Raw genomic sequence first — 21,442 nt, 5'->3', positions numbered from 1 at the left:
GGCAGACAATGCAGAAACTTCGCATGACGGCCACGGCAATTGCAGCGGGGATGTCCGCTCTCACGCCGATGGCACAGGCGCATCCCGAGCAGGTGATCGATGTGCCCGGTTTTGCCGATTTCCTCGCGGTCGATGGTGACAGCGTGTGGACGACCAACGACGGCCGGGTTGAACGCTGGTCGCGCACTGGCAAGATCGCCGGCGTGCCGATGTCCAAGCCTTGCGGCGCGATGGCGATATTGGACGGGTCTTTATGGGTGGCCGATTGCAAGGAGAAAGCGCTCGTCCGGATCGACACGCAAACCGCTCAGAAGACCGCGACAGTCCCCACCGGGCTGGCCAGCACGGGCGAACTGAACGTCGTCGCAGGCGCCGGATCGGTGTGGGTGGCGAGCGACAATGTCGCGGGCAAGGTTGCGCGGGTCGACCCCGCCACCAACACGGTCATCGCGACAATCACGGTCAGCCCCGGCACCTGGTATCTGGCGTTCGGATTTGGCTCGGTGTGGGCGGTGAGCAGCCAGAGCCAGACAATCCAGCGGATCGACCCTGCGACCAACACGGTCACGACAACCACGGCGCTCGGCAAGATCCCCGGCTTTCTCACCACGGGCGAAGGCGCGGTCTGGGTGCAGGAACAGGGCGACGGCACGGTCGCGAAGATCGATCCCGAGACCGGCGCGGTGCTGGGCCGGGCGAAAGTCGGTGCGGTGCTCAAATATGGCGATATCGATACGGGCGCGGGCATGGTGTGGCTGCGCACCACCGAAGACCAGACCTTTGTCGCGATCGACCCGCAGACTCTCGAGGTCGTCGCAAGGCTGGGCAAGGCCGAGGGCAGCGGCGCGCTGCGCTATGCAGGGTCCGGGCTGTGGACATCGGCGCATGACGTGCACACGCTGACCTGGTGGCCCGAGCCGATCCTGACGGCGGCCCCATCAGCAGCGCAGTAACCCGTTTCGCGACCGGGGCTCCCGGTCGCGAAACGGGAAAGTATAGTCAGCGCAACGCTGCGACCTGGGTGGCCGAAGTGCTGGGAGCGCGGGCAAGCCGGGCTTCGATCTGCGCGCGGACATCGGCAGCCACAAGGGTGCGGCATTCCTGCGCCTTGGCGTTGGCGGACAGATGCACGCTGGCAAGCTGGTCGCCACAGACCGCGCGTGCGGCCTGATCGACGCGGATAGCGAGGCGCTGCTGGCCATCGGCGGTCGAGAGGTCAAGGCCCTGAAGGTTCAGGATCGCCTTGTCCTTGGCGAAGGGGTTTTCGGATGCGGCTGCGCCACCAGCCGAAAGAGCGAAGGCGACAGTGGCGAGCGCCAAAAGGCCTGTTTTCATGGGTCATCTCCTTGCGTGGGACGGGTACGGCTCTTCGGCCGCTGCCGCACTTTATAGCGCCAGGCGATGAAACTTTCAATATAATGCGCAAAGTTGTTGTTTTATTACTTTGCTTTGGCGACGTTATTACTTCACGCGAACGACGAGCAGGGCCAGATCGCGCTTGGGACCAAGCATTCCCACCGGCAGCCGTGCATCATAGGCTGTTTCTGCGACCGTGATCGAGATGCTCTGCGCATAGGGCAGGGACCAGCTACGGATGGTGGCAACCGGCACCCGCGCCCGCCATCTGCGCGCGCCTGACGTCGCCACTTCGTGGCCGTTGATGCTGACCGGAACCGCGTTATCGGCGCGTCGGCCGGAGACCAGCAGGCAGCTTTGCGATCCGCATTGCACCAGCCGGGTGTCAGGCGCATCCGCGGCCGCGGCGGGGGTGGAGAGCGCGAGCAGTGGGCTGAGCGCAAGCATTGCAATTCGGGTCATGGGCGGGGTGCTCCGTGTCATTCGGTGGCAATCCCGTGCTGCTCGAAAAAGCGCCGGACGGGCTCGAGAACCTCGGCGTGGCGCTTCCAGCGCGCGACCGAGTCGGTGTAGATCGGGCGGCGCACCTGTGCGGCGCTGGGGGTCGAGACCGGGGCGGCATTGGTGTGGAACGACAGGCAGTCATCCGACCAGGCGAGCCCGACATGGTCGAGCAGGCGGCGGGTCTGCCCTTCCTGGTCCGCGATCAGGTCCTCATAGCGCAGTTCGAGCACGCGACCTGGCAGTTCGCTGGCCCACAGGGCCATCAACCGATCGAACCGGACATAGTACGCTGCGATGTCGAGCAGATCATAGCTGTAATCGTAGTACCGCGAGCTGACCGCGAACAAGTTGCGGAAGTTGGCGAGCACGGTGTCCATCGGGTTGCGGCGCAGGCAGACGATCCGGGCACCGGGCAGCGCTTTTGCGATGAATCCGGCATATTGGAAGTTCCCCGGAAACTTGTCGGTGAAGCGCGCTTCGGGGTTGCGCCGATGGTGGCCTGCGCGCTGCAGATAATCGTGCCCGATCGCGCCCATGTCCGCGCGCGCCGCCGCTGCGATCGTCTCGGGGTCGAGCACCGTCCGGGTCCGCGTGCCGGACGCGGCCTTGACCGCGAGCGGCATCGCCTGCAGTTCGCCCGCGCTTTCGACCTCGGGGTGCGACGACACGATGCGGTCGACCAAGGTGGTGCCGGTGCGCGGCATTCCGATGATGAAGATCGGGGCCTCAGACGAGACGGAAAGGGCGGGCGCGGCGCGAACTACAGGCCAGCTGGCCTCGATCGCGTCGAACGCTGCCGCGTCCCGGGCAAAGCTGTAATCGAGCGTCCGGCGATGCTCGCCATTGGCCGCGCACAGGATGTCGAGCGCCTGATCGGGCTCGCCGACATCCTCGAGCTCCTTGGCCAGCGCATAGCCCAGCAACAGCCGGTCGCGTCCGTCGCGCACGCGCGCATGGGTCTGACCGAGCCGGGCGACATGGTTGCGCGCGGCACTCTGCTTGCGCAGGCTGGAGAGCAGGTGATGCGCGCGGGCATGGTCCGGGGCCATCGCGATCAGCGCCTCGAGCGCGGCCTCGGCCTCGTCGACCCGCCCGAGAAAGTTGAGCGTGACCGCCTGATTATAGCGATATTCGCTGTTGTCGGAGCACAGCCGCACCGCGTGGACGAAGTGGACCAGAGCCGCAGCATGGTCGCCCAGGCGAGCATAGACGCAGCCGATCGTATCACGGCTCAGCGCGTCGGAAGGCGGCGACAGCTCGGCCGCGCGCAACGTGGCTGCCGCATCGCCATCGCGGCGGACGAGGCAGAACAATTTGGCGAGCTGGGCGCGATATTCGCCCTGCGGGTCGAGTGCTACCGCGCGGACCAGATGCTGGATCCCGGCCTGGATTCGCCCGCCGCCCGATGCGGCCACCCCGAGCAGGAAATGCCCCTCGGCATCATTGGCATTGTCTGCGACCAACCCAGCTGCCATCGCATGCGCCGCCTGCAGATCGCCCAGCGCCAGCGCGTCGCGCGCGGCATCGATCCGACGGGAGCGCGTTACGATCATGCCGCTGCAGGGCCTCCGTCGGACGCAGGAGCGCCGGAAACACGGGTCGGTGGAGGCGCTGGCTCAACTGAGCGCCGCGCCTTGATCCGCTCGATCAGCGGCACGAAGGGAAACACCGTCTGCTCCCAGATCGACAGGCGCCGGCGCTCGTCCTGGCCGACCAGCACGCCTTCGCCTTCGCGATAGGTGCCGAAGATGCGGTCGAGCAGGATCAGCGAATTGCCGTAATTGCAGCGGGTCGCCTCGTAATCGGTCGAATGGTGCAGGCTGTGGTGACGGATGGTGGTGAAAAAGAACGAATACCAGATCGGCGGATCGGACTTCACATTGGCATGGGCGAAGGTCGAGATCACATTGAGCGTGTTCAGCCCGGCGAACAGCGCCGTAATGTCGAAATCGAACAACGCCAGCACGCTGAGGCTGATCAGGAACAATTCGATCGGATTGCCGACCGCGCCCTTGGCGGCATTGAGCTGGGTCAGGTGGTGGTGCGGCGCATGCGTCAGCCAGAATGGCGTCACATTGTGCATCAGCCGGTGCATCCAGTACTGGCCGAACTCCAGAATGACGATGACCATCAACACCTGCACCAGCCAGGGGACCTGCGCCATCCATTGCGTCGATAGGCCCATCGCCGCCTTGGCCGCGAGCAGCGGATCCTCGGCCAGCGTCTTGCTCAGCCAGGCGATGACCGTGGCACTCAGCACGACATAGAACAGGTCGGTGAAGAACTCCTGCCGGTTCATCCGCCAGCCCTGGTGCCGCTCATGGACGAACTCGAGCAGCAGCACGATGATCACGATCGCGGAAGACGTGACGATCAGCGTCCAGGGATAGTCGGTCACGGCCTTGGGGGCATAGGCCCAGAACAGCAGCACCATCGCGATCATCGCGGGCGGGACAAGGTTGAAAACCCGGTCTTTCAGGCTCGCAGGGGTTGATACAGATGTCGTCATCGCAGGGCTCCGCTTCGATGCGAAAGTCTGCGTTGCACCGCGTCATCAAGGCAGGGGCAAATTCCCGATGAAAGGCATAGATGCTGTCTATGCCACGCGCAGCGCGCGCACCCGGCGGAAGACCTCGTCCCAGAACAGTTGCGTTGCGGTATCGCGCGCCGGATCGGTGCGGGCGAGCAGATAGATGTCGTAGAACGGCTCGACATCGGCGTGGAGCAGAGGCCACAGCCTGCCCTTGGCGACCGCGCCCTCTGCTGCGAGCACGGGCAGGAAGCCGATGCCGACGCCCAGAGTGATCAGGCGCTGCGCTTCGTTGATGTCCTCGGCCAGGCCGCTGACCCGTGTGCCGAGCCGGTTGCGCCGTCGCAGGTTCTTGATCAGCTCGATCTCGTCGTCACCGGTCAGCACGAAGCGTTCTTCCTTGAGTTCGATCAGGCGGCTGACGCGGCGACCGTAATACGGGCTGCTGCGCGAGCAATAGAGCTGCTGCCGCTCAACCAGCAAAGGTTCGTACATCAGGCTGCCGCGCACCGAGCTGTCGTAGCTGACGCCGATCTCGACCTCGCCCTGTTCGAGCGCGTCGAGCACCTGCCGCCAGGGCGAGACGCGGATTTCGATGTGGATATCGGGGTTGCGCCGGTGAAAGCTGGCGATCGCCTCGTCGAATTCGGGCGAGACGAGGCCTGACACGATCTGGATGCGGACATAGCCTTCGACCCGCTTGGTCGCCTGGGCAATCTGGTGCGGCATCATCCGCGCCGATTCGAGCATGTCCTCGCACAGCGCCATCATCGCCTTGCCCGCCGCGGTCATCTCGACCCCGGTGGCCGTGCGGCGCAGCAGGTTGGTGCCGACATGGTCCTCGAGCCGCTTGAGCGCGGCGCTGATGCTCGGCTGCTGCCGGTTGAGCTGGCGCGCCGCCGCCCCGATACCGCCGGCGCGAACGATATCGACAAAGGTGCGCATCAGGTTCCAGTCGACCCGGCTGGCAAATTTCTTGTCGATCAGGGGTACGCGGTCGCTCATCCGGTGGTGTCTCCTGGCGCGGATCAAGCCGTATCATAGATCAGATCAATGGGATTGGAAAAGACTCTGGTTATTCGGCTATGCCTTGTCGTAGGCATGGCCCTTGGGGCGCGCGCGCTTGCATTCGGGCGAAGCCCGCGCCAGAGTCTCGGCCCATGCCCAACAATCCCGATCTGGAGACCGTGCTGCTGGGCCCGGTCCTTGCCGACCGTGACTGCGGCGCGTGCACCGCCTGCTGCACCGTGCTGACCGTCGACACCCCCGATCTCAAGAAGCCGGCAGGAACGCCATGTGAAAAGCTGACCGCGCACGGATGCAGCATCCACGCGGTGCGCCCGCCGATCTGCCGGACATGGTTCTGCGCCTGGCGAAGGGTTGCCGCTATGCCGGAGGAGGCGCGGCCGGACCGGTCGGGGCTGCTGGTTTCGGTCAACTTCGTACGCGAACCGCGCAACCCGCTGGAAGCCGTATCGCTCAATGTTCGGGCTATGAGGGACCAGGCCGGGATAGACCCCGCGCTCACCCAGAGGGTGCTGGACAGCCTGTGCGACGGGCTGGTGGCGGTATGGTACAGCGACGGATCGAGAAAGATGCTGCTCCACCCGGACAACGACGTTGCCCAGCTCGTGCTCTCGGGAAACCCCTCGCCGCCGCATCTGGAACAAGAGGTCGCAGCCTGGCGCCAACGCTATGGCGCGTTTCTGGACCAGGCGTAGCCTCTTCTGGATGGTCATGTCGCTGTGGAATAGCCACCCACGTCATTGGAGAACGTCTTTGTCGCAACGTTTCGGCTATGCCCTTCTGGGCGCATTGCTCATTCTGGCGATGCTGCGCATGCTGGGCTATCTGCTGACGTGACTGGCGATGACCTGGCGGCGCCCGGCATTTGCGCGCATGGCTCAGGGCTGCCGATCGTGATCAAGACATTGGTGCACCCGACTGGATTCGAACCAGTGGCCTCTGCCTTCGGAGGGCAGCGCTCTATCCAGCTGAGCTACGGGTGCATCTCGCCAAGGCGCAAGCCCTTAGCAAGCGATCTGCATCGCCGCCAGCCCCTTTGTGCGGCGATCATTGACCCGGCGGCCTCAGCGGCGCTATAGCTGCGATCTGCAAGCTGGCGGCCCTATCGACGGGGTCGCCTTTTCTGTTTGGCGCAGCGGCCCCCTGCGCCATGCCTGGCTTGCCGGACATGCCAACGGGGCCGATGCGAGAAGGACAAGGCCGCCATGACGATCACGCCGCTTATGCCCGTATACCCCCGGTGCGAAGTCCGCCCGGTGCGCGGCGAAGGCTGTTATCTGATCGGAGAGCGTGGCGAGCGATATCTCGACTTTGCCAGCGGCATCGCGGTCAACCTGCTGGGTCACGGCCACCCGCACCTCACCAAGGCGATCCAGAAACAGGCCGAAACGCTGGTGCATGTGTCGAACCTCTATGGCAGCCCGCAAGGCGAGCATCTGGCGCAGCGGCTGGTCGATTCGACCTTTGCCGACACCGTGTTCTTCACCAACTCGGGTGCCGAGGCGGTCGAATGCGCGATCAAGACCGCGCGCGCCTATCACCAGAGCGAGGGTGGTGACGCCAACCGCAATGTCCTGATCACGTTCAACAACGCCTTTCACGGGCGGACGATGGCGACGATCAGCGCATCGAACCAGGAAAAGATGCACAAGGGCTTTGCCCCGCTGCTGGCGGGCTTCCGGTACGTCGATTTCGATGATCTCGAAGGCGCCAAGGCGGCGATTGGCCCTGATGTCGCGGGCTTTCTGGTCGAGCCGGTGCAGGGTGAGGGCGGTGTCCGCCCGGCTTCCCCCGAGTTCATGAAGGGGCTGCGCGCGCTGTGCGACGAGCACGACTTGATGCTGGTGCTCGACGAGGTACAGTGCGGCGTCGCACGGACCGGAACGTTCTATGCCTACGAGCAATACGGGATCGAGCCCGACATCATGGCGACCGCCAAGGGCATCGGCGGCGGTTTTCCGATGGGTGCGTGCCTCGCTACCGAAAAGGCGGCGCGCGGCATGGTCGCGGGAACGCACGGATCGACCTATGGCGGCAATCCGCTGGCGATGGCGGCGGGCGAAGCGGTGCTTGATGTCGTCGACAATCCCGAGTTCCTCGAGCATGTCCGCGCGATGAGCGAACGTCTGCGCGGCGCGCTCGAGCAGCTGATCCCCAATCACGACACCATTTTCGATTCGGTGCGCGGCATGGGGCTGATGCTCGGTCTCAAGCTCAAGCCGGCGGCGGAGGCGCGCGCTTTCGTCGCGCATCTGCGTGATCATCACGGGTTGCTGACCGTGGCGGCGGGCGAGAATGTGGTGCGAATTCTTCCGCCGCTGATCATTGAGCAGGCGCATGTCGACGAGTTCATCGAACGCCTGTCCGCAGGCGCGCGGGAGTTCGCGGTGCCGGTCGCGGCTTAAGCCCAGAGCCCTCTCCCCTTCAGGGGAGAGGGTTGGGAGAGGGGGCCATGTGCAACATCGCATTCCCCTCTCCAACTTCGCCTAGGCAGCAAGCTGCCAAGGCTCCGTATCCTCTCCCCTAAAGGGGAGAGGGAGGAGACTGAATATGACCCGTCATTTCCTGAACCTGTCCGATGCCGGACACGATGCCATTGCCGCGATGCTCAACGACGCGCTCGACCGCAAGGCGGTGCGCCACGGCTGGCCGCGCGGCAAGGCCGATCCCGATGCCCCGCTGGAGGGGCACACGCTGGCGATGGTGTTCGAGAAGAACTCGACCCGCACCCGCGTCTCGTTCGACATGGCGATCCGCCAATTGGGCGGCACCAGTCTGATTCTCGACGCTTCCAGCACGCAGCTGGGCCGCGGCGAAAGCATCGCCGATACCGCGCGCGTGCTGTCGCGGATGTGCGATGCGATCATGATCCGCACCGACGATCATGCCAAGGTCGAGGCGATGGCGCAGTTCGCCAGCGTTCCGGTGATCAATGGCCTGACCGATCTGTCGCACCCGTGCCAGATCGTCGCGGACCTGCTGACCATCATCGAGCACCGCAAGGCGCTGCCCGGGCTGGTCGTCGCCTGGCTGGGCGATGGCAACAACGTGCTGCACTCGATCATCGAGGCGGCAGGGCTGATGAAGTTCACCGTCCGCATCGGCTGCCCGACCGGCTATGATCCCGATGACGGTTTCATCGCGCGGGCGCAGGCCGCGGGCGGCACGATCAGCCTGCACCGCGATGCGGCCGAGGCTGCGGCAGGCGCCGACGTGATCGTCACCGATACCTGGATCTCGATGGGGCAGGACCATGCCGATGCCAAGCTGCAGGCGATGCTGCCGTTTCAGGTGAACGACGCGCTGATGGCGCTGGCCAAGCCCGATGCGCTTTTCCTGCACTGCCTGCCCGCGCACCGCGAGGAAGAGGTGACGAGCAGCGTCATCGATGGCCCGCAATCGGTGGTGTGGGACGAGGCCGAGAACCGGCTGCACGCACAGAAATCGGTGCTGCGCTGGGTCTTCCATCAGATCTGAAACAAAAAAGCCCCGGGGCATCGCGCTCCGGGGCTTCTTGTATGGTGATGGCTTGGGCCGATCAGCTGGTAATCAGGTCGCTATGCTTTTCGGTGAGCGCGAAGGCCTTTTCGTACCAGTCGGAGCCGGGATAATTGGCGCCGAGTACGGCGGCGGACCGCTTGGCTTCCTGCGGGATGCCCAGCGCCAGATAGCATTCGGTCAGCCGATAGAGCGCTTCGGCGGTGTGGCTGGTGGTCTGGTATTTGTCGACGACCTCGCGGAACCGCAATGTCGCCGCCAGCCAGTTGGAGCTGCGCTGGTAATAGCGGCCGATTTCCATTTCCTTGCCGGCAAGGTGATCGTTGACCAGATCGACCTTGAGCCGCGCATCGGAGGCATAGCGGGTGTTGGGGTAGCGGCGCATCACTTCGCCCAAAGATGCCAGCGCCTGCTGGGTAATCTTCTGGTCGCGGGTGACATCGCTGATCTGCTCGTAATAATTGAGCGAAATCAGGTAATAAGCGTAGGACGCGTCCTTGTTGCCGGGATGGATCGCGAGGAAGCGTTGCGCCGACTGGATCGACTTGTTGTGATCCTTGGCAAGATAGTAACTGAACGCGCTCATCAGCTGCGCGCGGCGCGCCCAGGGCGAATAGGGATGCTGCCGCTCGACCTCGTCGAACAGCTCGGCGGCGATCTTGTTCTGGCCGCGATCGAGCCGGTCCTTCGCCGCCATATACAGAGTGCTGACATCGCGTGCGATGTAGTTGGTGTTGACCTTGTTCTTGCCGCTCGCGCAGCCGGAAAGCAGAGCCAGCGCGCCCGCGCTTGCCAGAGCCAGTTTGATCGCCTTGTTCATGGCCGCAACCCTTATCGGCTAAGCACCCCTGCGCCAAGCGCAAATCAAGCGGTGCGGCGAGGATTCGCCTTGTCGCCCGATCGCTAGATTTTGCAGCCTGTATCGCCCATGAACCGGCCCGAAAACCCGCGGTGGATCAGAAGCTGCCATTGACATCGAGCGACACGACCGGCCCGAAGAAACGGTCCCGATCCTCGACGAAGGCCACTGGTCCATCGCGCCTGCCAACATAGAAGGTCCGCCGGAAGGCCTCGTTGGTGCCGATTATGTTGGACAGCCCCAGCCGGACGGTCAGCCCGCCGACATTCTTGTTCTCGACATAGATGCCCAGATCGCCGCCAGTGATCGGGAACTCGGCCAGTTGGCTCAGCCGAACCTCGTCCGCCTGGCTGAAATCGAAATAATTGCCGCCCACCGCCCAGTTGCCGCCGGGAATGTCATAGCGCAGCTCGGCGCTGAACTCATGGATGGTGTCCCCCGATATCCGGCGGCGGATGCCGGTCAGCGGGTCGGGCAGGCTGCTCTTGCGGTAGGTGTAGTCGATGTCGAAGCGCACCCCGGTCCAGCCGATGACATCCATCTTGAAGGTGCTGTCGAGGGACGCACCCCAGATCGTGGCGCTTTCGATGTTGCCCGGTGCCTCGCCGGTCAGCCCGATCGGCACCTGATCGACGATATCCTCGACGAAGTTGACGAACGCCTTGGCATTGATCGACCCCAGAGCGCCCAGGTTCTGCGTTGCCTGGAAATCGATATTCCAGCTTTGCTGCGGCACCAGATCGGGGTTGCCGCTGTTCTGGTTCTCCGCGCCCAGATCGGCCGAGGCGACGAAATCGAAGAAGTTGAGCTGGCCGACATCGCGCTGCAGTCTGAGGCTGAGGTCGAGCCGCGGCGTCGCCTTCCAGGCCAGCGCAACAAAACCCTTGGGGCGGATGAAGCTGCGCGTCAGCCCGCCGGCACCGCTCTGCATGATCTGAGAATACTCACCGCCCAGTGAGGTCTGCAGCGTCAGCGTCGAGGACAGGGGTCGGCCGTAGCTCAGGCCGATCTCGGCGCGCTTTTCCTCGACCACCGCGTCCGATCCGGGCAGCGGCACAGGCACGAAGACGCCGACGGTGTCGAGCAGCGCGAGATCGGCGCGGGTGTCGAGCCTGTTGATCGCGCCTTCCAGGCTGAACTGCCAGTCGGCCTCGCCCGCCTTCCAGCCATATTCGGCGCGCGCGATGGTTTCGGTCTCGTCGATCACCGTCGCGAGGCTGTTGCCTTCGCGCGGACGGCCGTCCTCGAAGTCGAGGAAGATGCGGGTGAAAAACGGGCTGTGTTCGAACCGGCGCAGGCCGATCAGCTTCAAATTGCCACCCCACAGAGGAAACAGATAGTCGCCGCCGACCTCGTAATTATATTCCTTCTCGGTCTCGAGGTAGTCGCGGTCACGCACCACCTCGCCATCCGAATCCTCGGTGATGCGCGTCCACGGGCGTTCGAACGAGAGATTGAGGTTGCCGATCTGGCCGTTGTCGCCGGTGTATTTGAGCCCCGCCGCGATACGCGGCTGGTCACCGTTGACGTAGAGCTCTTCATAGCGGCGGTCGGTTACGATCCCGTTGGCGTCGACCACCCGCTCCGTCCCCGCATTGCCGTTGCGAAAGCTGTCGTTGGAGAGGCTGAGGGTATAGGCGATCTTCCCCGCCTTGCCACTGATCGACACTTCGCCATCCAGAAATTGGGGGTCGGTCCTGCGGAAGCGGACGCGCGGGCTCCAGCGGAACTGGCCGGTCAGGGAATCGACCTTGCTGACGATGTTGACCACCTGGCCGGACAGGCCCGGCAGGTTCAATGTCGCGCCGTCGATCAGTTCGATGCGGATGACGTTGCTGGCGCCGATCCGGCCCAGTTCGGACACGACGTCGTTGCTCTTGCCCGAAAAGCGCTCGCCGTTGATCAGCACGTTGCTGCCGGCCTGGCCCAGCCCGCGGCGGTCCTCGCCCTGGTCGATCGCAAAGCCGGGGATCTGCCGCACCATGTCGAGCGCGGTGCGCGGAGCGAACCGCTCGAAATCGGACGGGCTGAAGCTGCGCAGCGGCGTGGTCGCCGAAACGGGCGCTGCCGATGACGGCGCAGGCGGTGCCTCCTGGGCCAGGGCGCCGACGGGCAGGCTGGCCAGCCCCAAGGCAGCAGATGTCAGCAGTCGGCGTGTCACGCGGCGTTCCCCTCTTCGCCGGATGCGCTTCACCCCCCTGAGGCCAACCATCTACATCCGTAGTCGTCCTGTGGGCAAGGACGGTTCCGTTGCCGTGTGACCTTCGACCGGTGAACGTCGCGCTTCGACCAAATGCAATGGTACAAGGCAGGCGCGCAAGCCCGTTTACCGCCGGACAGATGGCGGTTAAGACCATCCTATTGGCCTGTGACCCGGGGGAGGGATGCGACATGGATCCGCATGACATTATCGAACATCGCCCGATCGAGAACCGGCCCGGGATACGGCGCATGGAGGGCCTGCCGCGGATAGAGTTCCGCTCCTCGACATTCGCATGGCTGTTCCAGTCGGGGACGGGCTGGATCATTCTGGCGCTGAGCGCCGCGGTGATGGCAGGCGGGGCCTATGCTGGTTACTGGTGGCAGACGCTGACGGTGCTGGCGGTGGTGCTGGGCGCCTATATTGCGTGGACACATCTGGAAAACCGCACCAGCCTGTTCTGGATCGACGACCAGAGGCTGTTCATGCGCCGCGGCATATTGATGCGCAGCGAAGAAGAGATCGAGCTCTATCGGATCAAGGACGTAAAAGTGTCCTTCTCGGTGATCCAGCAGATGTTCAACGCAGGCACGGTGCAAATCACGTCGTCGGATGCCAGCGGCTCGCTCAAGCCCGTGGCGCCCACCGGGCGGACATCGATCATCGTCACCCATGTGCGCCACGCCCGCGCCATCCGCGCCGAACTGCGCGACCGGGTCGAGGCGATCCGCCAGAAGCGCGGCGTGCGCGAATTCGATCTCGGCTGACAAGGAAATATCATGACATTGAAGACGTTCGGGTTTGCCGCGGCCACCGCCCTGCTGGCCTTCGCCACGCCCGCTTTCGCCAAGCTGTCTCCGCAGGAAGCCAAGATGGTCGAGGCGGTCGACACCGGCCATGACCGCTGGATCGGCGTGCTCGAGACGATCACGCGGCAGAACAGCGGCAGCCGCAACATCGCCGGGGTGAAAAAGGTCGGCGAGATGGTGACGCCCGAGCTCGAGAAATTGGGCTTCAAGGTCGAATGGGTCGACCAGAGCGCGGCCAAGCGTTCGGGCCATCTGATCGCGACGCGCACCGGACGTCCGGGCAGCACCAAGATGCTGCTGATCGGCCATCTCGACACCGTGTTCGAACCCGATTCGCCGTTCCAGGATGTCCGCCGCATCAACGAGACCACGCTCGAAGGCCCGGGGATCGAGGACAACAAGGGCGGTGTCGTGACGATGTTCGCCGCGCTGGAAGCGATGCAGGCAGCGGGCACGTTGTCGGCGGCGACGATCACCATTGTGCTGACCGGTGATGAGGAAGATGCTGGCGACCCGATCGACGTGGCGCGTGCTGACCTGATCAAATGGGGCCAATGGGCAGATGTCGCGCTCGATTTCGAGGGATTGAGCCAGGTCGACGGCAAGGACATGGGCTCGATCGCGCGGCGCTCGTCGTACAGCTGGCAGGTCAACGCCACCGGCAAGGAAGGCCATAGCTCGGGGATCTTTTCGGCCAGTGCCGGCCATGGCGCGATCTACGAGCTCGCCCGCATCATCGACCAGTTCCGTCGCGAGCTGCCCGAGGACAAACTGACCTTCAACGTCGGGCTGATCGCGGGCGGATCGATCGCCCAGCTCGATGCCGATTTGGTGCGCGCGCAGGCGGCGGGCAAGACCAACATCATCCCCGCGCTCGCAGTGGCGCGCGGCGACTTCCGCACGCTGAGCGATGAACAGTCCGAGCGGGTCAAGGTCAAGATGCAGGCGATTGTCGCCCAGCATCTTCCCGGCACCGGCGCCGAGATCGTGTTCGAACAGGGCTATCCGCCGATGGCCCCGACCGAAGGCAACCGCGGCCTTCTGCGCCGCCTCAACGTCGTGAACGCCGATCTGGGCCTCGAGCAGATGGCCGAACTCGACCCCCTGAAGCGCGGCGCGGGCGATATCTCGTTCGTCGCGCGCTATGTCGACGGGCTGGTCGGCATGGGCCCCGCCGGCGACGGCGCACACGCTCCCGGCGAGACGGTCGATCTGCCGAGCATCAAGCGCCAGGCGAAGCGGGCGGCGATTTTGATGAGCCGGTTGGCGATGGAGAAAAGGTGAGGGGTGGTTTTGGCGATCGGATTGATTGATCCTGGAGCGGTTTCGTGACCCTCCTTCAATCGTCACCCCGGACCTGATCCGGGGCCTAGTGCGTCCTGTGTGCCGCTGTGCCGACAATACTGGGTCCCGGATCAAGTCCGGGATGACGGCAAAAATGGCAGCGGCAAGTCCACCCACCCCGCTCAGCCTGAGCCTGTCGAAGGCCCCGCTATATGGCCGGCGTGGGCGCGGGTCCTTCGACGTCGCGGGCTACGCCCGCGGCTCAGGATGAGCGGAGGTGGTTAGGGATGCCGTATTGCCGCTTGCCTGCGAAGGCAGGCATCCATCTCCTGCCCATGCCTCCGGATGCGGCGGTCGGGAGATGGGCCCCTGCCTTCGCAGGGGATCGGTTAGGTGGCAGGGAGGGGTTCTGTTGGGCGAAAGCTCTTCGCGGCTTCGCGGGCTTCGCGTGAACCCAATTTGCGCAAGCGAAGACGCGAAGGCGCGAAGGGATTTAGCGGGTGAGTGTGCCACCAAAGCCGGAACGCTCCGTTCAAATTTTTTCCGTCACCCCCGCGAAGGCGGGGGTCCCGCTTGTGCGTAGCCGTGGCGCAGAAGCGGGATTCCCGCGTTCGCGGGAATGACGGGAATGACGGGAGTGGCGCTGAGGGAATAGTGGAAACCGGACACCCCGATTGCTAGCGGGCAACGAACGGGTAGGGCATCCGGCTTCCGAGACAGGGTTAATATGCACCACAGCGATTCGCTGTGACGCAGTTCACACCCGATACATTCGCCGCGCCATAGTCCGGGCGCGGTTTTCTTCGACCAACCGTTAGGAGCGCCGCATGGCCAAGGACCGCAGCCCGGGATTCAAGCTGGGCATGACCGTGCTGATCGGCGCGCTGCTCGCGATCCCGTTGTTCATGGTCTACGCGCTTGTCTGGGACCGGCAGAGCCAGTCCGAAACCGCACGCGCCAGCGTGGCCGAGGGCTGGGGCGGGCCGCAGATGCTTGCAGGCCCGGTGATGGTCATCCCCTATCGCCAGCAATCGGTCGAGACCGTCACCGAAAACGGCAAGGCGACGACGCGGGCGGTGACGATCGACCGCGAGCTGTTCCTCGCCCCGGTGAAGAACACCGCCAAGGTCGATGTCAGCCCGGAACGCCGCACCAAGTCGATCTACGAAACCGTGGTCTACGAGGCACGGGTCAATGGCACCGCGCGGTTTGCACTGCCCGCCGATCTGGCGCGCTTCGGCGTCAGACCCGAACAGCTGCTGCTCGACCGCGCCGAAATCCGCGTCGGCATCTCGGATGCACGCGGGCTGCTCGCGGACAACGGCATCAGCGTCGGTGGCACCGCGCTGCCGTTGCGTCCCGGCAAGGGGCTGGGCGCGACCAACGGATCGGGGTTCTTCGCCTTTGCCGACTGGTCCGCCGGAAGCGCCGCGCCGCTCGATGTCGCCTATCGCTTCGGGGTGCGCGGCAATGGCCAGCTGACCCTGATCCCGGACGCAGAGTCGACCGACTGGACGATCTCCTCGCAATGGCCGCACCCCAGCTTCGGCGGCCAGTTTCTGCCTAATAGCCGCTCCGTGACCGACAAAGGCTTCACCGCGCGCTATACGATCAGCAACCTGGCCTTGGGGCGCGCGATCGTGCAGCTGCCGCAGCCGGGCGAGCAGGTCGGCCAGGGCGCGCAAAGCGCGCAGATCGACCTGATCGAGCCAGTGAACCTCTACAGCCAGGTCGACCGCGCGGTGAAATACGGCTTCCTGTTCATCGGCTTCACCTTCCTCGCCTTCCTGATGTTCGACATCATCGCGGGCGCGCGGGTTGCGGCGGCGGAATATCTGCTCACCGGCGCGGGGCTGATCCTGTTCTTCGTGCTGCTGCTCGCCTTTGCCGAAATCATCGGCTTCACGCTGGCCTATCTGGCGGCTTCGGGTGCAATCGTCGGGCTGATCAGCGCCTATAGCGCCGCAGTGCTCGGCAGTGTGAAACGCGCAGGGTTCATCGCCGGGCTGCTGCTGGGCCTCTATGCCTTGCTCTACGTCCTGCTCAATCTCGAGGCCTATTCGCTGATCATCGGATCGCTGCTGCTGTTCGTGGCGCTGGCGGCGGTGATGTACGTGACGCGCAAGGTCGACTGGTCGGGGCTGGGCAAGCGCGACGAGGTAGCAGAGGGCTTGCCGCAAGCGTAAAGCCGTCCATAGTGCATCCAAACCATAAGACGAGGATGCACCAATGGATTTCACGCTGCCGGCGGAGCTGACCGCCTATCTCGCCGAGCTCGACGCGTTCATCGAGGCCGAGATCAAACCGCTCGAACAGGCGGACGACAACATTCGCTTCTTCGACCATCGCCGCGAATGGGCGCGGACCGATTTCGAAGCCGGAGGGCTCCCGAGGCACGACTGGGAAGAGCTGCTCCGCGAGGCGCAGCGCCGCGCCGATGCCGCCGGGCACTGGCGCTTCTCGGCGCCGAAGAAATACGGCGGCAAGGACGGCTCGAACCTGTGGATGGCAGTGATCCGCGAGCATTTCGCCGCCAAGGGCCTGGGGCTGCACAACGACCTGCAGAACGAGCATTCGATCGTCGGCAACTTCCCGTTCGTCGCGATGTTCGAGGAATTCGGCACCGAGGAACAGAAGCGCGAATTCATCCTCGGCGGGTTCGAGCGCACCCGGATCACCGCCTTTGGCCTGACCGAACCCGATCACGGATCGGACGCGACGCATATGGAAACCCGCGCCGTCCGCGAAACCCGTGATGGCGTTTCCGGCTGGCGGATCGATGGCGAGAAGATGTGGATCACTGGCATGCACGTCGCGACGCACTGCGCTTTGTTCGTGCGCACCAGCGGCGCGGATGGCGACGCGAAGGGCATCACCTGCCTGCTGGTGCCGACCGAGACCCCGGGCCTGAAAATCGAGGAGTACCTCTGGACTTTCAACATGCCTACCGATCACCCGCGATTGTCGTTCACCAACGTCTGGGTACCCGAAACCGCGATGCTGGGCGAGGAGGGGCGCGGGCTGGCGCTGGCGCAAAGCTTCGTCCACCAGAACCGCATCCGTCAGGCCGCATCGTCGTTGGGGGCGGCGGTGTTCTGCATCGAGGAAAGCGTGAAGTATGCGCGCAAACGCAAGCCGTTCGGCAAGGCATTGAGCGAGAACCAGGGTATCCAGTTTCCATTGGTGGAACTAGCGACGCAGGCCGAAATGCTGCGCTGGCTGATCTACAAGACCGCCTGGGACATGGACCGGCTCCCTCATAAAGCGATCGAGCGCGAGATGTCGGACAAGGTCAGCATGTGCAACTACTGGGCGAACCGATTGTGCTGCGAAGCCGCCGACCGCGCGATGCAGGTGCACGGCGGCATCGGCTATTCGCGCCATACCCCGTTCGAACACATTTACCGCCACCACCGCCGCTACCGGATCACCGAGGGGTCCGAGGAGATCCAGATGCGCAAGGTGGGGGCGTATCTGTTCGGGTATCTGGGGCCGAGGAAGGGTTCGTTCGAGCAATAGTTTTAAATCCTCCCCGAGCTTGCCTCGGGGAGGGGGACCGCCGACCGCAGGTCGGTGGTGGAGGGGCGGCGATATAGTGATCTCGATTCAGCGGCGTGCCATCCCGCTGCCCCTCCACCGCTTCGCGGTCCCCCTCCCCGTGCCGGGGAGGATTGAAATTCGATAACCGTCAACTTTGCCTGACACTCCTGCTTGTCGCGGCAAACCAATCTGTTAGACCATAGCCATGCCCTTTCCCTTTTCGGCCATCGTCGGCCAGGACGAAATGAAACGTGCTCTGCTGATTTCTGCGGTTGATCCGCGGATTGGCGGGGTGATGGTGTTTGGCGATCGCGGCACCGGCAAGTCCACCGCCGCGCGCGCGTTGTCGGCGCTGCTGCCGCCGATGCTGGCGATTGCCGGGTGCCGATACAATTGCGCGCCCGAGGAAGCTGATCGCTGCCCGGACAAATGCGCCGAAAAGCGCGGCGCCAAGACCGCCAAGGTCCCTGTGCCCTTCGTCGATCTGCCGCTGGGCGCGACCGAGGACCGCGTGCTCGGCGCGCTCGATCTGGAACGCGCATTGGGGCGCGGCGAAAAGGCGTTCGAGCCCGGGCTGCTCGCCAAGGCGCACCGCGGCTATCTGTATATCGACGAGATCAACCTGCTCGAGGATCACTTGGTCGACCTGCTGCTTGATGTCGCGGCGTCGGGAGAAAATCTCGTGGAGCGCGAAGGGCTGTCGGTGCGGCATCCCGCTCGCTTCGTGCTGATCGGCAGCGGCAACCCCGAGGAAGGCGAACTGCGCCCGCAACTGCTCGACCGGTTCGGGCTGTCGGTCGAAGTCAAGACGCCGCAGGATATCGAACAGCGGATCGAGATCATGCGCCGCTGCGATGCGCTCGAGCGCAATGGCGCAGCCTTTGCCGCCGACTGGGCCGAGGCGGATGCCAAGATCGTCAAGCGCCTCGCCAAGGGCAAGAAGGCGTTGCCGGGCGTGGCGATGCCCGAGAGCACGCTGACCGATGCCGCAACCCTGTGCATGGCGGTTGGCGCCGATGGCTTGCGCGGCGAACTTACCCTGATGCGCGCGGCGCGCGCCTTTGCCGCACTGGAAGGCGCGAAATCGGCCGAGCGCAAGCATCTGCGCGCGGTTGCGCCGATGGCGCTGCGTCACCGTCTGCGCCGCGACGTGCTCGACGAGACCGGATCGACCGTGCGCATCGATCGCGCGCTGGCCGAGCTTTTCGGATGAGCGATGCGCTGCTGGCGGCGGAACTGCTGGCAGCCGCGCCCGCCCGGCTGGGCGGCATCTGGTTGCGCGGGCAGGGGGCCGAGCGCGATGCGGTACTGGCTTTTCTGACCGAGGAATTTTCCGATCGCCCGCTGCGCCGCCTGCCGGTGCATATTGACGAGGAACGGCTTTGCGGCGGCATCGATGTCGCCTCGAGCCTGTCTGCCGGGCGCCGCATCGAACAGGCGGGATTGCTGCAGGAGGTCGCAGGCGGGCTGCTTGTGGTGCCGATGGCCGAGCGGTTGAGCGGCATGGTCGCAGGCCGCATTGCGCAGGCGATGGATGCAGGCGCGGGCTTTGCTTTGGTGCTGATCGACGATGGCGGCGAGGAGGAGGTGCCGCCGGTCTCGCTGACCGAGCGGATGGCGTTCTGGTGTGATTTCGAGGGGGATCGCGAAAAGGCCCCCAGCCCCCCCCCTTCCGTGTTCCCGAGCGAAGTCGAGGGACCCCGCGCGAACGGTAGCGCGCACGTCCCTCGACTTCGCTCGGGACAGGCGGAGGTGGGTAGTGCAGTCGGGATGGAGGACCGCCAGACCCTCGCCAACATCACTCTCGCGCTCGGCATCGATTCCGCGCGCGCGATGCTGTTCGCGCAGTCCGCGCTGTCGCTCTCCGCACAGATCGATGAGCGCGACACCGTCACCGATGACGACATCCAGTTTGTCGCGCGCACTGTCCTTGGCCCGCGCGCCACGCGCATTCCGCAACAGGCGGAGGATCAGCCACCCCCGCCACCCGAAGGGGAGGACGAACCCCCGCCGGGCGACAGCGACGGCGATCAAGAACCGCACGACCCCGACCAGCTCGACGACCTGATCCTCGCCGCGGTGCTCGCCTCGATCCCCAAGGATGTGCTCGCGCGGATCGGCGAGGGGCGCCCGGCGCGTCGCTCCACCGGCGCGGGCGGGGCAGGGCGCAAGCGTGCCTCGCAGCTGCGCGGTCGGCCGTTGGGCGCGCGGCCCGGGCTACCGCGCGGCGGTGCACGGCTGGCACTGATCGACACGCTGCGCGCTGCGGTCCCCTGGCAGGAGATCCGCCGCCAGCAGGAGGGCATGGACGCCCCCAAGCGGCTGCGCATTCGCAAGGGGGATCTGCGCATCCACAGGTTCGAGGACCGTGCCGAGGCGCTGACGATCTTTGCTGTCGATGCCTCGGGATCGTCGGCGCTGGCGCGACTGGCCGAGGCCAAGGGCGCGGTGGAGCTGATGCTGGCGCAAAGCTACGTCAAACGCGCACAGGTCGCGCTGATCGCGTTTCGCGGCACCAGCGCCGATCTGCTGCTGCCTCCGACGCGCTCGCTCACCCGCGCCAAGAAGGTGCTGGGCGAGCTGCCTGGGGGTGGCGGAACGCCGCTCGCCTTGGGGCTGTCGGCAGCGTCCGAACTCGCCGAGACCCAGGCTGCGCGCGGGCGTACCCCGTTCGTCGCGGTGCTCACCGACGGCAAGGGCAACATCGACAAGAACGGCCAGCCCGGCCGCGCGCAGGCGGGCGAGGATGCGCTGGCAGCAGCGCGCCGGTTTGCCCAGTCGGGGACGCAAGCCGTCGTGATCGATATCTCCGCGCGGCCGCAGCCCGAGGCCGCAGCGATTGCAGCGGCGATGCGTGCGCGCTATCTGGCACTGCCGCGTGCGGACGCGCGCGGGGTCGAGCGCGCGGTCTCCGCACTGCAATTCGGGAAAAATGCATGAGTTCTGTACGCTGGGAGGTTGACGGGCACGACTGGCCCAACCGCGAGCACAGCCGCTTTGTGCGCGTTGGAATGCTCGACTGGCACGTTCAGGTCGCCGGGCCACAAGGCGGCGGCGCGCCGGTCTTGCTGCTGATCCACGGCACGGGGGCAGCGACTCACAGCTGGCGCGACGTGCTGCCCTTGCTGGCCCAGCATTATACCGTGATCGCGCCCGATATGCCGGGCCACGGCTTCACCCGGGGCCGGATTTCGGGCGGGCAAAGCCTGCCGGGGATGGCGACAGTGCTGGCTGAACTGCTGGGCAAACTGGGTCTGGGCGCGCCGGATGTGATCGTCGGCCATTCGGCAGGCGCGGCCATCGGCGTGCGGCTGGCGATCGGGCTGGGAATCGATGCGCCGATCATCGGTCTCAATCCTGCCCTTCTGCCGTTTCCGGGTCTCGCCGCGCGGCTGTTCCCGGCGATGGCGCGCGCGTTGTTCGTCAACCCGTTCACCGCGATGATCTTCGCCCAGATCGCCAGCAGCGAGAACGAAGTGGCGCGGTTCCTCAAGAAATCCACCGGCTCGCGGATCGATGCGCGCGGTGTCGCGCTCTACCACCGGCTGTTCCGCACGTCGGACCATTGCGCCGGCGCGATCGGCATGATGGCCAACTGGGATCTGGAGACGCTGGCGAGCGAACTGCCCAGCGTCGCGGCGCGCTCGCTGCTGGTGCACGGCGCGCTCGACAGCGCGATCCCGCTCGATTCGATCGAGCGGGCGGCCAGGCTGATGCCGCATGCGGTGACCTTGAACCTGCCGGATCTGGGGCATCTGGCGCATGAGGAGGCACCCGAGCAGATCGTCGCGCTGATCCGCGAATTTGCCGAACAGATACCGGCCGTGGCAGCCTGA

The 21,442-nt window shown here is 65.2% G+C and carries 19 protein-coding genes and 1 tRNA gene; 12 read left to right on the top strand and 8 right to left on the bottom strand.

Annotated elements, in window-relative coordinates:
* Positions 1 to 8: 8 nt before the first annotated feature.
* Entirely contained in the window at positions 9 to 953 is a 945-nt protein-coding gene (locus QUV11_RS02575) for a YncE family protein (protein WP_300880398.1), read from the top strand.
* 46 nt (positions 954 to 999) lie between these two features.
* Here the strand turns inward: QUV11_RS02575 and QUV11_RS02570 are convergent, their stop codons facing one another.
* The 5 genes from QUV11_RS02570 to QUV11_RS02550 all read right to left on the bottom strand — a co-directional run bounded on the left by QUV11_RS02570 (position 1,000) and on the right by QUV11_RS02550 (position 5,395).
* A complete protein-coding gene (locus tag QUV11_RS02570; RefSeq protein WP_300880397.1) occupies positions 1,000 to 1,335 on the bottom strand; it encodes a UrcA family protein in 336 nt (111 codons plus the stop codon).
* A 126-nt stretch (positions 1,336 to 1,461) separates the two neighbouring features.
* Positions 1,462 to 1,818 carry a hypothetical protein gene (locus QUV11_RS02565; protein ID WP_300880396.1) on the bottom strand — a complete coding sequence of 119 codons (357 nt, stop codon included), beginning with the start codon at positions 1,816 to 1,818 and terminating at the stop codon, positions 1,462 to 1,464.
* Between the two features lie 17 nt (positions 1,819 to 1,835).
* On the bottom strand, positions 1,836 to 3,413 hold the full coding sequence (locus QUV11_RS02560; protein ID WP_300880395.1) for a tetratricopeptide repeat-containing sulfotransferase family protein: 1,578 nt from the start codon (positions 3,411 to 3,413) through the stop codon (positions 1,836 to 1,838).
* A complete protein-coding gene (locus tag QUV11_RS02555; RefSeq protein ID WP_300880394.1) occupies positions 3,410 to 4,369 on the bottom strand; it encodes a sterol desaturase family protein in 960 nt (319 codons plus the stop codon). The genes QUV11_RS02560 and QUV11_RS02555 overlap by 4 nt, the downstream gene beginning before the upstream one ends.
* An 87-nt stretch (positions 4,370 to 4,456) precedes the next feature.
* A complete protein-coding gene (locus tag QUV11_RS02550) occupies positions 4,457 to 5,395 on the bottom strand; it encodes a LysR family transcriptional regulator (RefSeq protein WP_300880393.1) in 939 nt (312 codons plus the stop codon).
* 155 nt (positions 5,396 to 5,550) lie between these two features.
* Here QUV11_RS02550 and QUV11_RS02545 point away from each other — a divergent pair, with 155 nt between their 5' ends.
* Complete coding sequence (locus tag QUV11_RS02545) at positions 5,551 to 6,111, top strand: YkgJ family cysteine cluster protein (RefSeq protein ID WP_300880392.1); 561 nt, start codon at positions 5,551 to 5,553, stop codon at positions 6,109 to 6,111.
* Between the two features lie 10 nt (positions 6,112 to 6,121).
* Positions 6,122 to 6,253 carry a hypothetical protein gene (locus tag QUV11_RS02540; RefSeq protein WP_300880391.1) on the top strand — a complete coding sequence of 44 codons (132 nt, stop codon included), beginning with the start codon at positions 6,122 to 6,124 and terminating at the stop codon, positions 6,251 to 6,253.
* 69 nt (positions 6,254 to 6,322) lie between these two features.
* Here the strand turns inward: QUV11_RS02540 and QUV11_RS02535 are convergent.
* A tRNA-Arg gene (locus QUV11_RS02535) sits at positions 6,323 to 6,399 on the bottom strand.
* 222 nt (positions 6,400 to 6,621) lie between these two features.
* Between QUV11_RS02535 and QUV11_RS02530 the strand changes: the two genes are divergently transcribed.
* Together QUV11_RS02530 and argF are read left to right on the top strand one after the other, a co-directional pair.
* The gene (locus QUV11_RS02530; RefSeq protein ID WP_300880390.1) at positions 6,622 to 7,821 is read left to right on the top strand and encodes an aspartate aminotransferase family protein; all 1,200 of its coding nucleotides are present in this window, start codon (positions 6,622 to 6,624) and stop codon (positions 7,819 to 7,821) included.
* Between the two features lie 145 nt (positions 7,822 to 7,966).
* A complete protein-coding gene (gene argF, locus QUV11_RS02525; RefSeq protein WP_300880389.1) occupies positions 7,967 to 8,893 on the top strand; it encodes an ornithine carbamoyltransferase in 927 nt (308 codons plus the stop codon).
* A 61-nt stretch (positions 8,894 to 8,954) separates the two neighbouring features.
* Here argF and QUV11_RS02520 read toward each other — a convergent pair whose 3' ends face one another.
* Positions 8,955 to 9,734 carry an outer membrane protein assembly factor BamD gene (locus tag QUV11_RS02520; protein WP_300880388.1) on the bottom strand — a complete coding sequence of 260 codons (780 nt, stop codon included), beginning with the start codon at positions 9,732 to 9,734 and terminating at the stop codon, positions 8,955 to 8,957.
* A gap of 136 nt (positions 9,735 to 9,870) precedes the next feature.
* Positions 9,871 to 11,934, bottom strand: a complete 2,064-nt coding sequence (locus QUV11_RS02515; RefSeq protein WP_300880387.1) for a TonB-dependent siderophore receptor — start codon at positions 11,932 to 11,934, stop codon at positions 9,871 to 9,873.
* Positions 11,935 to 12,164: 230 nt separating this feature from the next.
* Here QUV11_RS02515 and QUV11_RS02510 point away from each other — a divergent pair, with 230 nt between their 5' ends.
* The 7 genes from QUV11_RS02510 (at position 12,165) to bchO (ending at position 21,442) form a co-directional block, all read left to right on the top strand.
* Positions 12,165 to 12,740: a PH domain-containing protein gene (locus tag QUV11_RS02510; RefSeq protein WP_300880386.1), complete on the top strand. Its 576-nt coding sequence runs from the start codon at positions 12,165 to 12,167 to the stop codon at positions 12,738 to 12,740.
* A 12-nt stretch (positions 12,741 to 12,752) separates the two neighbouring features.
* Positions 12,753 to 14,066: a M20/M25/M40 family metallo-hydrolase gene (locus QUV11_RS02505; RefSeq protein WP_300880385.1), complete on the top strand. Its 1,314-nt coding sequence runs from the start codon at positions 12,753 to 12,755 to the stop codon at positions 14,064 to 14,066.
* A gap of 827 nt (positions 14,067 to 14,893) precedes the next feature.
* Entirely contained in the window at positions 14,894 to 16,252 is a 1,359-nt protein-coding gene (gene creD / locus QUV11_RS02500; protein WP_300880384.1) for a cell envelope integrity protein CreD, read from the top strand.
* Between the two features lie 43 nt (positions 16,253 to 16,295).
* A complete protein-coding gene (locus QUV11_RS02495) occupies positions 16,296 to 17,585 on the top strand; it encodes an acyl-CoA dehydrogenase family protein (protein ID WP_300880383.1) in 1,290 nt (429 codons plus the stop codon).
* 226 nt (positions 17,586 to 17,811) lie between these two features.
* A complete protein-coding gene (gene bchI / locus QUV11_RS02490) occupies positions 17,812 to 18,819 on the top strand; it encodes a magnesium chelatase ATPase subunit I (protein WP_300880382.1) in 1,008 nt (335 codons plus the stop codon).
* Positions 18,816 to 20,546, top strand: a complete 1,731-nt coding sequence (locus QUV11_RS02485; protein WP_300880381.1) for a magnesium chelatase subunit D — start codon at positions 18,816 to 18,818, stop codon at positions 20,544 to 20,546. The genes bchI and QUV11_RS02485 overlap by 4 nt, the downstream gene beginning before the upstream one ends.
* The gene (bchO, locus tag QUV11_RS02480; protein WP_300880380.1) at positions 20,543 to 21,442 is read left to right on the top strand and encodes an alpha/beta fold hydrolase BchO; all 900 of its coding nucleotides are present in this window, start codon (positions 20,543 to 20,545) and stop codon (positions 21,440 to 21,442) included. The genes QUV11_RS02485 and bchO overlap by 4 nt, the downstream gene beginning before the upstream one ends.

The organism is Blastomonas sp., from assembly GCF_030373265.1.
In the GTDB taxonomy this organism is placed as follows: domain Bacteria; phylum Pseudomonadota; class Alphaproteobacteria; order Sphingomonadales; family Sphingomonadaceae; genus Blastomonas.
Note: the sequence above shows the minus strand (reverse complement) of the source record. Positions and strands in the feature narration are given on the sequence as shown.

What these genes read in the sequence shown, in the direction of transcription:
- QUV11_RS02560 (WP_300880395.1), bottom strand. Translation starts at nt 3,413, where the DNA reads ATGATCGTAACGCGCTCCCGTCGGATCGATGCCGCGCGCGACGCGCTG.
- bchI (WP_300880382.1), top strand. Translation starts at nt 17,812, where the DNA reads ATGCCCTTTCCCTTTTCGGCCATCGTCGGCCAGGACGAAATGAAACGT.
- QUV11_RS02540 (WP_300880391.1), top strand. Translation starts at nt 6,122, where the DNA reads ATGGTCATGTCGCTGTGGAATAGCCACCCACGTCATTGGAGAACGTCT.
- QUV11_RS02505 (WP_300880385.1), top strand. Translation starts at nt 12,753, where the DNA reads ATGACATTGAAGACGTTCGGGTTTGCCGCGGCCACCGCCCTGCTGGCC.
- QUV11_RS02565 (WP_300880396.1), bottom strand. Translation starts at nt 1,818, where the DNA reads ATGACCCGAATTGCAATGCTTGCGCTCAGCCCACTGCTCGCGCTCTCC.
- QUV11_RS02520 (WP_300880388.1), bottom strand. Translation starts at nt 9,734, where the DNA reads ATGAACAAGGCGATCAAACTGGCTCTGGCAAGCGCGGGCGCGCTGGCT.
- QUV11_RS02510 (WP_300880386.1), top strand. Translation starts at nt 12,165, where the DNA reads ATGGATCCGCATGACATTATCGAACATCGCCCGATCGAGAACCGGCCC.
- creD (WP_300880384.1), top strand. Translation starts at nt 14,894, where the DNA reads ATGGCCAAGGACCGCAGCCCGGGATTCAAGCTGGGCATGACCGTGCTG.
- QUV11_RS02570 (WP_300880397.1), bottom strand. Translation starts at nt 1,335, where the DNA reads ATGAAAACAGGCCTTTTGGCGCTCGCCACTGTCGCCTTCGCTCTTTCG.
- QUV11_RS02545 (WP_300880392.1), top strand. Translation starts at nt 5,551, where the DNA reads ATGCCCAACAATCCCGATCTGGAGACCGTGCTGCTGGGCCCGGTCCTT.
- bchO (WP_300880380.1), top strand. Translation starts at nt 20,543, where the DNA reads ATGAGTTCTGTACGCTGGGAGGTTGACGGGCACGACTGGCCCAACCGC.
- QUV11_RS02550 (WP_300880393.1), bottom strand. Translation starts at nt 5,395, where the DNA reads ATGAGCGACCGCGTACCCCTGATCGACAAGAAATTTGCCAGCCGGGTC.
- QUV11_RS02575 (WP_300880398.1), top strand. Translation starts at nt 9, where the DNA reads ATGCAGAAACTTCGCATGACGGCCACGGCAATTGCAGCGGGGATGTCC.
- QUV11_RS02530 (WP_300880390.1), top strand. Translation starts at nt 6,622, where the DNA reads ATGACGATCACGCCGCTTATGCCCGTATACCCCCGGTGCGAAGTCCGC.
- QUV11_RS02485 (WP_300880381.1), top strand. Translation starts at nt 18,816, where the DNA reads ATGAGCGATGCGCTGCTGGCGGCGGAACTGCTGGCAGCCGCGCCCGCC.
- QUV11_RS02495 (WP_300880383.1), top strand. Translation starts at nt 16,296, where the DNA reads ATGGATTTCACGCTGCCGGCGGAGCTGACCGCCTATCTCGCCGAGCTC.
- argF (WP_300880389.1), top strand. Translation starts at nt 7,967, where the DNA reads ATGACCCGTCATTTCCTGAACCTGTCCGATGCCGGACACGATGCCATT.
- QUV11_RS02555 (WP_300880394.1), bottom strand. Translation starts at nt 4,369, where the DNA reads ATGACGACATCTGTATCAACCCCTGCGAGCCTGAAAGACCGGGTTTTC.